Raw genomic sequence first — 15,335 nt, 5'->3', positions numbered from 1 at the left:
CTAGCATGCAGTTTACTTGAAGATGACTGTTTCATAGGATTCGCTTCCAGTTGGGGAAGGAATGTATCCATCAATAGCAGCTTTCCCAGCTAAAATGGGTGTAGAGTGAGCTAGCGGGACCCATGGAGCGTCAGCTTTAATTAAGACTTGCGCTTTCTTATAGTTCTCGCTGCGTTTAGCTTGGTCATTCATTGATTGTGCGTCAGCAAGCAGCTTATGAACGTCTTCACTCATATAATACGATTGATTATTGCCGCCTACATTTGTTTTATCAAGAAGGGCATATAGGAAGTTATCCGGATCGCCGTTGTCACCGTTCCAGCCAAGCATGTAGATGTCGTCCTTTTCACCTTTTTTCGTATCGTCAAGGTATGTCGCCCACTCTGGTGAAACGATCTTCGTTTTCACCCCAATTTTAGCGAAATCTTGTTGAATTGCTTCGGCGACTTTCTTACCGTCCGGCATGTATGGACGCGGTACTGGCATCGCGTAGAATGTATACTCGCCTGGTAGGCCGCTCGGATATCCTGCGTCAGCAAGCAGCTTCTTTGCCTTTTCAGGATCATATTCGTAATCCTTAATATCATTGTTATGACCCCAAAGTGACTTCGGCATCGGGTTAACCGCTACTTCGGCATTACCGCCGTAGAAAGCTTGAATGATTGCTTTTTTGTTTACCGCATAGCTCAATGCTACGCGAACTTTCGCATCATCGAACGGCTTATGTTTCAGGTTGAAGCCCACATAGCCCACATTGAAGGATGGACGAACAAGTTTTTTCAGGTTTTTATCGGCTTCGATGTTCTTTACATCATCGGGATTCACTCCCTCTATCAAATCTAGCTCTCCATTCTTCAGCGCTGTTAAACGTGCGGAGTTATCTGGGATGGAACGGATGATTAGCTTGTTCAGCTTCGGCAAACCTTGCTTCCAGTAATTCGGGTTCTTTTCAAGGGTGATAGATTCATTACGCTTCCATTCTTTGAAAACAAATGAGCCCGTACCCACTGGCTCCGATTTAAATTTCTCTTTCTTTTCTTGAATTGCCTTCGGACTGCCAATTCCAAAACAAGGCATAGCAATATTTTGCAAGAACGGCGCTTGCGGTTTGTTCAGCGTAAACTGAACCGTTTTTGCATCAACGGCTTTGATTTCTTTAATGATGTCGTCCTTCTCACCGCCGAACTGTGAGGTGTAATAATCGAAGGAATCCCCTTGGAATTTCACCGGACTCTTCGGATCCTTCCAGCGATTAAAATTAAATACGACTGCGTCGGCGTTAAAATCGGTTCCATCGTGGAACTTGACTCCACTGCGAAGATTAAATGTATAAGTGAGACCGTCTGATGATACTTTCCAGCTCTCAGCAAGGCTCGCCTCCACTTCCGTTGTACCATCCTTATAATCAAGGAGCGTGTCATAGATTTGCTGCGTTGCTTTAAACGATTCCCCATCTGTTACAATCGATGGGTCAAGCGCTGCAGAATCTCCACCACGCCCTACGATTAGCGTATCTTGAACCTTTTTAGAGCCCCCCTCTGTCTTCGCCTCCGCTTTCGGAGCGTTTGTTTTGGCTGGATCGGACGTCTTAACGTCTTTGTTGTCATTGCTGCACCCCACAAGTGCAAGCGAGATTGCAAGTACAAGTCCTAAGCCACTTGATACCCATTTTTTCATAATGCTGCCTCCCTTTTCATCGTCAATTTTATATAGGTCCTCTCCCCTAACTAAGAGGGGTAGAGATGACACGCCACTTGATGGCCGTCCATCACTCGACGGAGAATCGGCCGTTCTTGTTTGCAGCGTTCTGTTGTTGCAGGGCAGCGTGTATGGAACGCGCATCCTTGTGGTGCATTAGACGGGCTTGGCACATCACCCTGTAAAATTATGCGCTCTTTGCGGACGAAGGGGTCTGGCACCGGAACCGCAGACAGAAGTGCTCTGGTATAAGGATGCTTCGGTTCCCGATATAAGGAAATCTTATCAGCAAGCTCAACGATCCGACCCAAGTACATAACCGCAACTCGACCACAAAAGTGCTTAATAACGCTTAAGTCATGCGCGATAAAAATATAAGTGAGCCCGAATTGGCGCTGTAATTGCTGCATAAGATTCAGAATTTGCGATTGGATGGATACATCAAGTGCGGAAACTGGCTCGTCTGCCACAATAAGCTTTGGATTCAGCGCGAGCGCCCTCGCAATTGAGATACGCTGCCGCTGACCTCCCGAAAACTGATGAGGATAACGGTCTAGCTGCGTGCTGCTAAGTCCAACGACATTCATTAGATCGAGAACCCGCTCGGAGAGCTCCTTGCCGCTAGCAATACCGTGAACGATATACGGCTCCTCAAGAATACGTCGCACCGAATGGCGTGGGTTCAGCGAAGCGAACGGATCTTGAAACACGATTTGCATATGACGACGCATGGCTCGAAGCTGTGAATCCGTCGCTTTGGCAACGTCGTTTCCGTCAAATACGACCTTACCTTCAGTCGGTTCAATTAGCCTTAAGATGGATCTTCCCGCTGTGGATTTCCCGCAACCGCTTTCACCAACGATTCCAAACGTTTCGCCCTCTCTTACATTAAAAGAGATGTCATCAACAGCTTTCACATAACCTGTAACGCTTTGCAAAAATCCGGTGCGTATCGGGAAATATGTTTTTAAATGCTGAACTTCCAACACATGCTTCGTCACCCCGCGGCACCCCCTTTTTCGTCCAACCAGCACCGCGACTTATGATTATAATCAACGAATTTCAAATCCGGCATATGAGCCTGACACGTTTCCATTGCTTTCTCGCACCTCGGTGCAAAACGGCATCCTTGCTTAATGGAGCCTGGCGAAGGTACATTGCCAGGGATAGAATATAACTGATCTTGCTCGATATCCATCCTTGGGATAGAACGAATAAGTCCTTTGGTATACGGATGTCGTGGGCTCCTGAAGATGTCCTTCACTGGACCTTCTTCGACCACTTTGCCCGCATACATGACCACTAACCGATCGCACATCTCAGCCACAATGCCAAGATCGTGTGTAATAAGCATGATGGCTGTGCCCATTTCTTGATTGAGTTTCTTCATAAGGTCAAGAATCTGTGCTTGAATCGTCACGTCCAGAGCTGTTGTCGGCTCGTCGGCGATGAGCAGCTCCGGCTCACAGCAAAGTGCCATGGCGATCATGACGCGCTGCCGCATCCCCCCCGATAACCGATGTGGATATTCATCCACAATCTGCTCGGGACGGGGAATACCTACGCGACGAAGCATATCCACTGTATGCAGACGTGCCTGCTTGCGATTCGCCTTCCGGTGCAGGCGAAACGCCTCTCCGATCTGCTCCCCTACCGTTAACAGCGGGTTGAGCGAAGTCATAGGTTCTTGGAAAATCATCGAAATTTCGTTACCGCGAAGCCTTTTCATTCGATTTTCTTTTGCTATCGTAAGCTCCTCGTCCTTATAACGGATAGAGCCACCAGCAATTTTCCCGGGCGGTTGTGGAATAAGCTTCATGATAGAAAGGGAAGCAACACTTTTTCCGCAGCCAGATTCCCCCACGACACCTAATATTTCGCCTTTACGAATGGTTAAATCCACCCCATCAACTGCAGGCACTTCACCACGATCTGTTACGAAATGCGTTTTGAGATCTTGAATTTCAAGCAGCATGTCCTTCATAGGGGTATATATCCTCCTTGAGCAGCGATGTCAGACTCCAAAACAAAATTGTAAACGATTACAATTTTGTGCCTATCCTTTATTTTCCTGTACAATCTCTTTTCGCAAGAACAAGGTACTGGTCGCCTTGCGTCGACACCACATCGCACGCCGACGATCCGCGCGTGTTGGGCTCTTTATGACCCAGAAACCAAATTCACAGTTTCCTGTAGTAACCACTGCTGTTGAAATTTGACCATTAGTTATTTCAGGCTTTACAAAGTAATTACTGCTCCTAAAATTTCCACTGATATTTTGAGACTTGCGGAAATACGATAAGAAAGTCGCGATAAATGATACGATTTGTATCAAGCATGGCAATAAGACAAAAAATCTAACTCCGTACTTTACAGAATAAAGGGATAAGTGTAAGCTATCGTGCTGAACTTGCGACCGAGGGAGTGAACGATTTTATGGAGGAAAAAATTAATAGCAGTATTGAAAAGGAATATTGCCTAGTTTTATTTTGAAATTAATTGACAATTGGTTAGTTATTGCTGATATTGTAATACCTTAATTTACCATTCGTCAATATAAATATATTTGACGCAGCTTTATTGTCAGACGAACCTCGCCTTGAGCAACAACTAGTGATCATGGCTACAGCTTGCCTAAGAGGCCTTCCATTCAAGGCCGACATTCTCATATCTCATGTCTTATTGCTTATATATCATTATTTCAAAAAATCACGCACCTAACGCTCTGCCTTGTTTCAACAAGAAGAATGGTAGTATGATGAGTACAAACTTTACAACTAGAGGTAATACATACATGAAAATTAAAGATTGGGATTCGAATTTAAAAATCCGCTTAGGCGGAGAGGTTACCTTTAACATTATTTTTTGGACATTCTTTCCTTTCTTAGCCATCTATTTTGCAAATTCCTTCGGTAAAGGTTTGACCGGGATTCTTCTGGTCTTATCCCAGGCGCTCTCTGTGCTGGGTAATTTGCTGGGAGGTTATTGTGCAGATCGATTCGGGCGAAAGCGAATGATGGTTATCGCTTCTTATGGGCAAGCAATCGGTTACGGAATCTTTGCATGTGCCGCATCCCCTTGGGTATCCATGCCCATCGTTGGATTCTTGGGATTTAGCCTCGCCAGCTTGGCTGGCTCCTTGTATTGGCCTGCTAGTCAGGCTATGGTTGCCGATGTCGTCAAAGAAGAACACCGTTCTGGCGTCTTTGCCATTTTCTATACAGCTGCGAATATAGCCGTCGTTATCGGTCCCTTGCTAGGCTCCATCCTTTACACGGATAATCCTTACGTTGTACTAGCAGCTGCATCTGGGTTCTGCGTTATTCTCGCTTTGTTGATGAGCCGCACCTTAAGAGAATCGCTGCCTGCTCATTTGGCTGAACGCCACCAATCGAAAATCGGGGAACCGTGGTTTCATTTCTTGATCACACAGCTCCGCGACTACCGCATTATTGCAGCCGACCGAGTGTTCCTCCTATTCGTCCTTGCAGGTGTCCTACTTTCTCAAACTTTCATGCAGTTAGACCTTCTGCTGCCCGTTTTTTTGAAAGAAAACGTCCAATCGGCAACGATATTCTCCTACAATAATTGGAATTTGCAGCTTTCTGGCAAACAGTTATTTGGAGTGATCGTTTCAGAAAACGGCCTGCTTGTTACTCTCTTTACTGTGCTTGTGACCAAGTGGATGCTCGCCTATAAAGATCGATATGTATTCATTGGCGGGGCACTATTTTACGCGGCAGGAATCGCCATGTTTAATCAAATGTCTACATTTTGGGGCTTTACGCTCGCCATCGCCGTCTTCACGCTCGCGGAGCTTATGTCTGCTGGGCCACAGCAAGCCTTCGTGTCAAGATTAGCTCCCGATCATATGCGGGGCCAATATTTCGCGGCGTCCAGTCTGCGTTTCACGCTTGGGCGCACCATTGCGCCTCTATCCATCCCACTTAGCGAGTGGGTTGGCTTCTCGTGGACATTCGGCCTGCTCGCAGGGCTTGCAGTTTTAGGCGCAGTCCTGTATAACGTCATGTTCAACTACCATGATCGTCAAGCAGCTTGACACTAAGTACATAACGGCGCTTCCCAAAAAGGTCTGCTTTAGCGCTTCATATTTCTATTCTCGACGCTCCATAGATGCACAAAAACCTCCAATTCCACTTTGAAGTGGGCTTGGGGGTTTTTGTGCATTTTATAGGATTAGCTCATTAAAATGGAAATATTATTTATACAATAAATTTGCTCACTTCATTCCGCAGTTGCTCCGCAATCAGATTCATTTCTTTCAAATTACTAGACATCAGGTTAATAGACGCATTCTGCTCTTCAATGTTAGCCGCCACTTCCTCGGTGGAAGCCGTCATTTCTTCGGAAATCGCCGATGCCTCTTGGATATCCGTCATAACCTGCTCTGAGTTTTCCATTACTTTTTCGATAACATGATGCAAATGTAGGATACTTTGTTCCGTCTCACTTACTTTTCCTTTGATTTCACTGAATGCATGGCTTCCTAACTGAGTCTTTGCGGTTAAGCTTGTTACGATCTCGCTATTTTGTTCAATAATCGTGACCGATGACAACGTTTCTTGCTGGATCATCAAAACTAACGTGGATATTTTTTCCGTAGCTACTTCGGACTGTTCCGCTAATTTACGAATTTCACTGGCAACGACGCCGAAACCTTTTCCATGTTCTCCTGCGCGGGCCGCTTCAATTGATGCGTTTAAAGCCAGCAAATGGGTTGAAGACGCTATAGCCGTAATGGTTGTAATAATTTCTCCAATCTGGTTGGAGCTTTCCTCTAACTTGCGAATAAGTGTTCTTGTTTCACTCGTTATTTCGACAATTTTTTCAACCTCCTGAACGGCATCAAGAATGGCTTCTCCACCCTGTTCAGCAAAAACTGTAGCACGTAAAGCATTATCCGTGGCTTGTTCGATTTCGTTTTTCGTTGTGCTTACCAACTGTTGCGTATTTGCCATATTTTCAGCAATTTCCATAACACTACTCGTTTGTTTACTGCTACCGTTAGCCACATCCTGAATGATCACAGCAACCTGATTAGATGCGTTCCCGACTTCGGCCGCGGACAAGGAAGAACTGCTTGAGAACTCTTCAACCTGATTGGCATAGCCCACAACATTAGCCACAATTCCCCTCAAATTTGCAATGAATTCATTCAGCGAAGTAGCTAGCTGACCGATTTCATTTTTGCCCGATACCCCAATGCTCTGGGTTAGATCTCCGCCTTTTTCCACTAATGTATGAATCTCTTTTCTTAGCTTCAATAGCGGTGTAGATACTTGACGATGAATAAACCAATATAATAGTGCGATAAAAATTAGCATAGCTATTGTAAATATGATAATCGTAGTTTTCAGGTACTGGTTGATTGGCTGCAAGATTTCCGCATAGTACATAATTGTAACGATTTTCATGCCCGTATCTCCAATTGGAGCATAGGTAACATAGGCCTTTTTGCCGTCGTATTGGGTAAGCGTTAACGCATGACTCGTTGATTTAATGATTTGACTGCCTAATGCACGAATTTCGTCATTCTGCTCTTCCGTCATCTTGGTGTCCATTGTCTTGTCTTTATCACGATGGGAAATATAAGCTCCGTCGCTAGCAATAATGAATGCATGTCCCTCCATACCGACTTTCATGCTTGTGACTTGCTTTTGCAGCTCCATCATGCCGATATCAATGGTCGCAACACCAATCACTTCGTTTTTTTGCTTAATTGCACTTGTTACCGTAATCATCGGGACACCTGTAACCGAATCTTTATACGGTGCAGACCACACATTCTGTCTACCGAGAAAACCGTTCTTGTACCAATCTTCTTTAAAATAATCGAAAGTGCCGACACTGTACTGATTGTCAAAAACGATGTCCTGTTTGTCTTTATAGGCATACCGCGCAAATAACTTAGCTTTGGGGTCGAATGCATTAGGCTGCATCCAGAAGCCCCCGCCGACGATGAGCGGATCTGCTGCAACAAATTGTTTAGTTGCCTCTTCAATTTTATTGATCTCTTTTATTGTTGAAGTCCCTATCGTGAAAGTAAGTCCTTCTGATAACTTCGCTGGCTTCTGCAGCATCCCATAAAGCTGATCTGCTTTATTATCTGCCTCCAACGTTAGCTTTTCTTCAACTCTAGCAAGGACTTCCTTCTTAAATTGAAAGAAACTAAAAAAGGATTGCCCCACAAAAATTACTACTGTAATCGATGCCAAAATCATAACTAACATAGTCTTTAAACTTTTCATGTTAACTCCCTTTCATTTAGTAAATATTACCTATAATAACGGTAGTTTATGGCAGGAACAAACTAATTTCGACATCTAGATTCTACTTCCTTTATTTTCAATATTTGTTTTGAATAAAGATCATAGACAAGTTAGATAAATCATATCCATAAGAGAAGTCCAAAAAGGATGTGATTTTCTTACTATGCAACACTTATTGTCCTCAAACCTAGAACGATTGCTGCAATATGGGGTGGCCTTTTTTTGGACAATTACTTATATGATGATCATCTATAAAGGGTTCCGGGATCGAACCTGCGGAATGCCGCTCGCCGCCCTTTGCGCGAACATCACTTGGGAATTTCTATTTTCCTTCGTTCTTCCTTTCAGCCCACTCCAGCAAATCATAACTATGATATGGTTTCTCTTGGACTGTATCATCCTGTTACAACTTTTTTATTATTCAAAAAGACAATACCCTATATGGCCAATCAAATCTGTGGTCCTCTCATTACTAGCGATTGCCCTTCTGCTGCATTATGGAATTACGACCGAATTTCATGATATCGAGGGCAAATATTCAGCATTTGGCATCAATCTCATGATGTCCATTCTTTTTATAAGAATGCTGCTGACAAATGATTTACTAGGACAGTCCACATACATTGGCTATTTTAAAATGATTGGTACCCTAGGCGCCTCTATTTTGTGTTATTCCCAATACCCGCAATCCATTTTATTAGCTATTATGTATATCCTTATCTTTATTCTTGACGTCGCTTACATCCTTTTGATGAATAACAAGTCAGTGAAGATCATTTATAGATCCAATACTTATAAGCAATTATGAAAAAAACCTCCAAAACCACTGTAAAAGTGGCGTTGGAGGTTTACTTTCAAACCCATGCAAATAGACAAGATAGAACAGATTATTAGTTAGATCGTTAGTTAGATCCTCCCGCCAGACTCGCCTCTACCGGTTCAGAGTTATTCCTTACGCCGACCGCCTTGACGATGAAATCATAGCCCTTGGCAGGGTCAATGGCATTCAATGTATAGCTATAATTCGTTTGACCACTAACTACCGGTACATAAATACTCCAGTTTGGATTCACCTTGTTATTCTTTTCATAAATTCTAAAGCCCTTTACTGGTTCTGTGGTACCTGAAGGAGTTTTCCATGAAATCACAGCTTTATTGCTCGATTTGCTTACAGTTACGTTTTCAACCTTATTGGGCCTGGTATCCGTTCTCTTGATACTGTATGCATCATAAACAGCTATAGGCTGCCCCTTAACGGCGGTGTAAGAAGTGAAATTAAGCACGTCGCCAGTTATCGATACATCCACAAACATTTTCTTAAAAGGCTGCTCATTTTTGGCCGCGAAGAAATTATCTGCATTAGGATTCAAAGTGTAGAATTTCGAACCCCCTGAGTTGCCCATGAGATAGACCGTGCCTTTGGGATCGACAACATTGCCTTGTTCATCTTTGATCACATTCTTGATGGGGACGTTATTTAACATTTGATAAGATCTCATATACATATGATCATGGCCTTCGAATACCAAATCTACGCCCATTTCATCAAATGCAGGAATCAGAAATTTTCTATAAAATTTCACACGGTCGGATTCGGCCGAGGCGTTATCACCCGATGAGTAGGCTCCCTTGTGCATCGAAACAAACTTCCACTTTTTATCTGTTTTTGCGACCTGATTCCTCATCCACTTCAACTGCGCATCGAATTGGGCATCCGCCCTATAAGGATTAACTTCCCCTTCATATTGGGTATTGATTTGCATAAAGAGTGCGTCGCCGTATTCAAAAGCGTATACAGTGCCATCTTCTGTACCCGTCCCGACGTCCTTGGGCAAGTTAAAATGATTATAAAAATTGTTGTTGGGATAATCCTCTATTTCATGATTGCCGACAATAGGCGCAAAAGGAACGTTAGCAAATTCCGTCTTCGGAACGCCTAGGAACCACTGCCATAATTGTTCCAAATCGCCGTCGTCTGTTAAATCTCCCGTCAATAAAACAAACTTAGGATCAACCAGTTTATCTATCGCTTTTCTAAAGGTATCTTGCCATAATTCAAAATTTGCTTTATCTGAGCCTTGGGTATCTGTCGTATACATAAAATGAAAGTTTTGATTACTCGCTGTATCCGTAGTGAACGAACCATTCAAGCTCCACCCATCAGCATCGCCATTACCCGCCCGATATACATATTTCGTGCCTGGCTTAAGTTGATTAGCTATGGCCTTATGGCTGGCAAATTTTTTGTATTTTTTGGTTTTCCTGTCACCCTCAGTCATTAAAGTATCAATGATAGTCGCATTACCGTTAAAAGTAGTCGCTAGGGCTTCGGGGAATATATCTCCTTGCACCTTAGAAGCCTCAACAACTTGAAGAACAGTCCCTGTAATCGACTCGGAACTATACCAATCGAATGCCAGAGTTGTCTTAGGATCTCCGTTAAATGTCATGTTCAACAAAGTTGGCGTCTTGTTGCCAGAAGGCGGCGTAACTTGCGATTTCGTTTTAAAGCTCCATGAAATATCATTGGCAGGAGCTATCCCATCCGCAGCGCCCTTTACAAGTTCCTTAGGTAGGGTAACTTTGTAAGTCTTTCCATTTGCAAAATCAGGATGACTTATTTTCAACGTATCGTTGCCTACGATTCCGGCCGTTATGCTGCCTAAGGGAGTATTAGCATCGTCAGTAATAGATGCATGACTGGAGCTATTAAGAACTATTGATTTATTGAATTTGACAGACACTTCCGCATTAGTTGCTATATCTGTGGCACCAGAAGAGGGGGTTTTTGTGACATCGAGCGTTGGGATATCTGTCCCTCCGCCAGCTTTACGTTCGCCCGTCACAGTAACCTCCTTGATTCTGCTTGATCCTGTGCTTGATATAGTTCCGCCGCCTACGTTTGTTTTGGAAGTAACAACCCAGCGAATATACAGCAAATCCTTATCATTTGCTTGACTAGGAAGAGAAACTCCCACTAATTTGCAAGTATTATTCTTGCAACCGAAATTATTCTGAACCAATACCAATGTGCCATTAGGAATATCGGTCCAACTTTGTTGATCTATACTGAATTGCGCCTTGAAATCGCGAGGCCCTGTACTTGAAGATGTTTGCTGCGAGGATAAAGTTAGATTTTCGAAGCCTTTCGTCGAAAGAACGGCAAGCCAATATTTTGTACCGACTCCATCGTCCCAACCTTGATTGCGAACGCTGTTCTCGCTCGGCTCATACGTGTATTGATTTGTGTTCGTTCCCACATCCTTCATCGTAGAATTCGCTTTATAGACGCCTCCAGTAGCCGCAAAGACGCCGTTATTCCCCTTGTCCTTGAATATCCATTCCGCTAACGTTTCCTTTGCTGCTGTTGCAGCTGGGTCTACTCTCAGACCTGAATCTTCTTGTGCGAATGCCGCTCCATCCAAAGCTAACATTAGAAGTACAAGTGTCAAGCAGATCGATTGAAACCATTTCCTTTTAACCTTGTTATTTACCTGCATGTCCATTACCTTCTTTCCTCATAGTTATAAGATATAAAAGAATTGAACCGGATACAGGAACAGTAAGACGCTCAATTGTAAGTAATATTCCTCCTTCTTGATCAAGATCGTAATTGTCTGGATTTCTTGGTGTCAGTCTTCCTGTCACCAAGATGTACGCTGCTGACTGCGTTAGTAAGAGTCATAGCAGAATGAATTCTTGTAAGCGTTTGCATAATTAGCTGCATTGACTACTTCTGCTACATTCTCTTCTGGTTACGTCTCTCCCTATCACACTAGCCGGTTTGGGTTTCTTTGTATTCACCCCCTTCAAAAATAGGTAGTAAACCAAAAGTTAAAGCGCTTAAACATTTCCATTATAGCATATTTACTATATTTTGCAAATCACATATACGGTATCTAAAAGTTGCTTCCATACGGTTTCCCACAACGCATAAAAAACTTCTCCTTAAACTCATAGTCACGCCCCTGTTTTGTAGACATTGGAAAAAGCCTTAGGCAATAAGTTGGTATCGGTACTCTACCGGTGACAGCTTGTTTTGTTTTCTCCCAGCTCTATTTGCGTTGCAAATTATATCTTCACCCGTTGCTTCCTCAATAAATCTTAGTGGAATAAAAGTGCTTCCATTATGTATGAAAGCCAGAGCGGTTAGTTCCATAGTTACACCATTCACCAACGACTTTTTCTCTCCGGTGGTACGTTGGATGACCAGCACTCCTTTTTCCCCCGTAACACTCTGTATTTCTTCATCCTATTCGATGTTAGGTTCTCCCCTAAACGAAAAAAGCAGCCATCGCAGAGAAATCTCTGCGACAACTGCTTTTTCGACTCGGAGTGAGATGCCTTGGCGGCTTAATTAGCTCATTGCCGTTTCTACTACATTTACACTTGTTTAAATTCGATCCAGTCGATCTGCAAGCCTGGTTTGACGAAATCCAATTTCAATTCATAAAGGCCATCTTCCAGTTCGATTTTCACAAGCTTCTGCCTGATCCATTTGCCTTCCGTCCCATTCGTTTGAATGGTTGTCATCAACTGATCGTTCAGTGTCACATTACAAGCGCTTTGAGCCAATTCTGGTTCCGGAGACATGATATTAACAATGATACGATATTGACCGCCCTGATCCACTTTCATAAAGGTCGATCCGGCTGCGGCAGGTTTAACCTGTGCATGTTGGGATAGTGCTTGCGCTTGCTCCGTCGAAAGAGATGGATTCGCCTTGAATGCAGCAACCGTTTCTACAATCTCCTGTTTTCTTGAGAACACCGGTGCGTGCATGATGAACTCGCAAATGTTCATTGCCGAGCGCTGAAGTTCTCCACGGGTTAACGAACCATTTTCCAGAGATTCAATCGTATTGTCATCCCAGCCGTTGATTTCTGCCCCATAGTTAGGAACAACCATGTACAAATCATTTTGGGCACGGATCATCCAGTTCGTGTACTTCCGATCCGCAGGCCCCCCCTCGACGACATCGTTCATAATGGCCCACCAATCCGTCATCACGATGCCTTTAAAGCCCCATTCCCCCCGAAGAATCGTGGTATTCAAATCATAATTAGAAGCCGCCCAATGCCCGTTGATGGGATTATAAGAGGTCATAATCGAATTCGCGCCGCCCTGCTTCACCGCAATTTCAAAGCCTTTCAAATAAATCTCCCGAAGGGCGCGTTCGGAAACGATGGCATCTACCTTACTGCGATGCTTTTCCTGATTATTGCAGGCGAAATGCTTCAGTGTGGCGTTGGAACCGCCCTTCATAATGCCCCGCGTGCATGCTGCGGCGAATACCCCGGAAATCAGCGGATCTTCCGAAAAATACTCAAAGTTGCGTCCATTGAGCGGACTGCGCCGGATATTCAAGCCAGGTCCAAGCAAGGCGTCGACGTTGTTGCTTAATAATTCCTTGCCTTCCATGACATAAAGCTCTTCAACCAGTTCCACATTCCAGGTTGCCGCAAGCAAGGTTCCGATTGCAACCTGGGTCGCCTTCTGCCCGCTATCCATACGAATTCCGGACGGTCCGTCTGCCGTACAAGCAACCGGGATTCCATAATTGAATAAACTGTCGCTTCCCCCCCCGAAAGCCGAAGCCGTACCCGGTGTAACCAACGGACTGCTCATACCTTCTCCTCTGACAATCGCTGCCAGATCCTGATCACTAAGCTGAGCGATAAAGGCTTCCATGCCGACTTTCCGATCATAAACATCTCTTAATTTATGTCCTTGATTACCGGTTTGCTCCAAAGTTTCAGGAAGATTACTCTCGATCCTTTCCGCTAAAGAAATCTTTCGCTTCGGTACCTCTACAGAGATGAGTTCATACGAACCGTCATCCTTCCGAGCACCCGGCTTCATTCTCGTAAAGCTTTCCGTCGGCGCCAGCGCCTCTTGCAACTGCTCCACGACTTGAAGAGTTTCCACGACGTAACCACTTTGTCCTTGGACCCCTATTTCCGCCAGATTTTTGACACTGGTTCCCACATAAATTCGGTATGTCCCGGCCTCCAGCACATAAGCAGAAGGATGCCCCGTCACGCCAGCGTCATCATAGGAAGCCATAGAATGAACAGGGAAGCTCACCTTAAGACGCTGTGATTCACCCGCCTGAAGGACTTTTGTCTTCCCGAATGCCGCCAAAACTTTAGCAGGTTGCCCTAGCTTTCCTTGCGGCGCTTCGTAATAGACCTGTACGACCTCTTTTCCCGCAAAGGTGTCTCCCGTATTTGTTACAGTTACGTCGATTTCAACGTATGTTTCTCCTTCTTGGGTGGTCAGCTTAGCCTCTTCAGACTCGACTTTAAATGAGGTATAAGAGATACCGTACCCAAACTCAAAATGCACCTTATCCGGGTAAAACGTCTCAAAATAACGATAGCCCACATAAATATCTTCCTGATACAGGTTCTTGAATTCATTGCCATAATTGCGAGTCGATGGATAATCTTCTATGGAATAAGCGATCGTATCCGTTAATTTACCACTCGGTGTCACCTCTCCGGCCAGTACGTCGGCAATCGCATTACCTCCCTCCATACCGCCCTGCCAAGAGTAAATAGCGCACGAAATCGGGTGTATATAACTATCATCATTCAGCCAGCTCATATCAATAATATTCGATACATTCAGCACAACAACGGTTTGTTCAAAATAAGCAGTGACCTGCTTCAGCATCGCTTGTTCATCGGCCGTTAATTGATAACTGCCCGGCGCGTCCGCATTATCCTGATCTTCTCCCGCCGTACGACCAATCACAACGACCGCTTTGCTCGATTGGCTTCTTGCCTTCGATACCTGTTCATCGGTTAAAGGCATTTCCTTTTGGTTCCACGGCTCTGCCGCCCATACTTTTCCGCCATCATCAAATGGATTTTGCTCAATCCACTTTTCATAGACAGCCGCCAGTTCTTCGTTGACTGTAAGGTTCTTTTTACTGCGAAGACCGTCTAACAAATTGGTTGTATAAGAAACATGGACACTCCCGCCCGAACCTGTACCGCTGCGATAATAATTAACTTGTGTTCGGCCAAAAATTGAAATGTTTTCGCCGTTTCGAAGCGGAAGTACCTGTCCTTCATTCTTTAACAGCACCGCGCCTTCTGCGGCTACCGTCCGACTAAATTCAGCAAAACCTTCTAATGGAACTCCCAGAATCTGTGTACTCATGTTGTTTCCTCCCGATTCTCATTTCCATGCATATTTGCTAGCTCTATAGAAAGGAACGAGATCTCTTTCTATAGAGCTAGTTTTTTTGTAAACCTATGCATGTTCTCTATAAAGTTCTTTTTTAAAAAATTGTTATAATCTTACTATACAAGCACTGCTTCTAAAAAAGCAAAATCC

9 protein-coding genes are annotated in these 15,335 nt (G+C 44.2%); 2 read left to right on the top strand and 7 right to left on the bottom strand.

What is annotated here, in order from left to right:
* Positions 1–12: 12 nt before the first annotated feature.
* From GK047_RS18065 to GK047_RS18055, 3 genes are read right to left on the bottom strand one after another with little or no spacing between them, the layout of a single operon-like run.
* Positions 13–1,680: an ABC transporter substrate-binding protein gene (locus tag GK047_RS18065; protein WP_481856016.1), complete on the bottom strand. Its 1,668-nt coding sequence runs from the start codon at positions 1,678–1,680 to the stop codon at positions 13–15.
* 47 nt (positions 1,681–1,727) lie between these two features.
* Complete coding sequence (locus tag GK047_RS18060) at positions 1,728–2,699, bottom strand: dipeptide ABC transporter ATP-binding protein (RefSeq protein ID WP_163949775.1); 972 nt, start codon at positions 2,697–2,699, stop codon at positions 1,728–1,730.
* Positions 2,696–3,682, bottom strand: coding sequence for an ABC transporter ATP-binding protein (locus GK047_RS18055; RefSeq protein WP_163949772.1), 987 nt, complete (start codon positions 3,680–3,682; stop codon positions 2,696–2,698). Before GK047_RS18055 ends, GK047_RS18060 begins: the two co-directional genes overlap by 4 nt.
* Before the next feature lie 810 nt (positions 3,683–4,492).
* Between GK047_RS18055 and GK047_RS18050 the strand changes: the two genes are divergently transcribed.
* Positions 4,493–5,758: an MDR family MFS transporter gene (locus tag GK047_RS18050; RefSeq protein WP_163949768.1), complete on the top strand. Its 1,266-nt coding sequence runs from the start codon at positions 4,493–4,495 to the stop codon at positions 5,756–5,758.
* A 163-nt stretch (positions 5,759–5,921) separates the two neighbouring features.
* On the opposite strand, the gene GK047_RS18045 is transcribed toward GK047_RS18050, so the two are convergent.
* Positions 5,922–7,967 carry a methyl-accepting chemotaxis protein gene (locus GK047_RS18045; RefSeq protein ID WP_163949765.1) on the bottom strand — a complete coding sequence of 682 codons (2,046 nt, stop codon included), beginning with the start codon at positions 7,965–7,967 and terminating at the stop codon, positions 5,922–5,924.
* A gap of 184 nt (positions 7,968–8,151) precedes the next feature.
* Between GK047_RS18045 and GK047_RS30670 the strand changes: the two genes are divergently transcribed.
* Entirely contained in the window at positions 8,152–8,796 is a 645-nt protein-coding gene (locus tag GK047_RS30670) for a transmembrane-type terpene cyclase (RefSeq protein ID WP_163949763.1), read from the top strand.
* 94 nt (positions 8,797–8,890) lie between these two features.
* Here the strand turns inward: GK047_RS30670 and GK047_RS18035 are convergent, their stop codons facing one another.
* From GK047_RS18035 to GK047_RS18025, 3 genes are all read right to left on the bottom strand, one after another.
* Positions 8,891–11,494 carry a metallophosphoesterase gene (locus tag GK047_RS18035; protein WP_240344027.1) on the bottom strand — a complete coding sequence of 868 codons (2,604 nt, stop codon included), beginning with the start codon at positions 11,492–11,494 and terminating at the stop codon, positions 8,891–8,893.
* 488 nt (positions 11,495–11,982) lie between these two features.
* Positions 11,983–12,231: a stalk domain-containing protein gene (locus GK047_RS30665; RefSeq protein WP_481856015.1), complete on the bottom strand. Its 249-nt coding sequence runs from the start codon at positions 12,229–12,231 to the stop codon at positions 11,983–11,985.
* 140 nt (positions 12,232–12,371) lie between these two features.
* Positions 12,372–15,158, bottom strand: a complete 2,787-nt coding sequence (locus tag GK047_RS18025; RefSeq protein ID WP_163949757.1) for a glycoside hydrolase family 3 C-terminal domain-containing protein — start codon at positions 15,156–15,158, stop codon at positions 12,372–12,374.
* Positions 15,159–15,335: the final 177 nt, after the last annotated feature.

This window comes from Paenibacillus sp. SYP-B3998 (assembly GCF_010820665.1).
Classification (GTDB): domain Bacteria; phylum Bacillota; class Bacilli; order Paenibacillales; family NBRC-103111; genus Paenibacillus_E.
The sequence above is the reverse complement of the archived record's forward strand: the minus strand, read 5'-3'. Positions and strand labels throughout refer to the sequence as shown.

Coding starts and splice junctions, on each gene's coding strand:
- GK047_RS18055 (WP_163949772.1), bottom strand. CDS start 3,682: ATGAAGGACATGCTGCTTGAAATTCAAGATCTCAAAACGCATTTCGTA.
- GK047_RS18050 (WP_163949768.1), top strand. CDS start 4,493: ATGAAAATTAAAGATTGGGATTCGAATTTAAAAATCCGCTTAGGCGGA.
- GK047_RS18045 (WP_163949765.1), bottom strand. CDS start 7,967: ATGAAAAGTTTAAAGACTATGTTAGTTATGATTTTGGCATCGATTACA.
- GK047_RS30670 (WP_163949763.1), top strand. CDS start 8,152: ATGCAACACTTATTGTCCTCAAACCTAGAACGATTGCTGCAATATGGG.
- GK047_RS18035 (WP_240344027.1), bottom strand. CDS start 11,494: ATGGACATGCAGGTAAATAACAAGGTTAAAAGGAAATGGTTTCAATCG.
- GK047_RS18025 (WP_163949757.1), bottom strand. CDS start 15,158: ATGAGTACACAGATTCTGGGAGTTCCATTAGAAGGTTTTGCTGAATTT.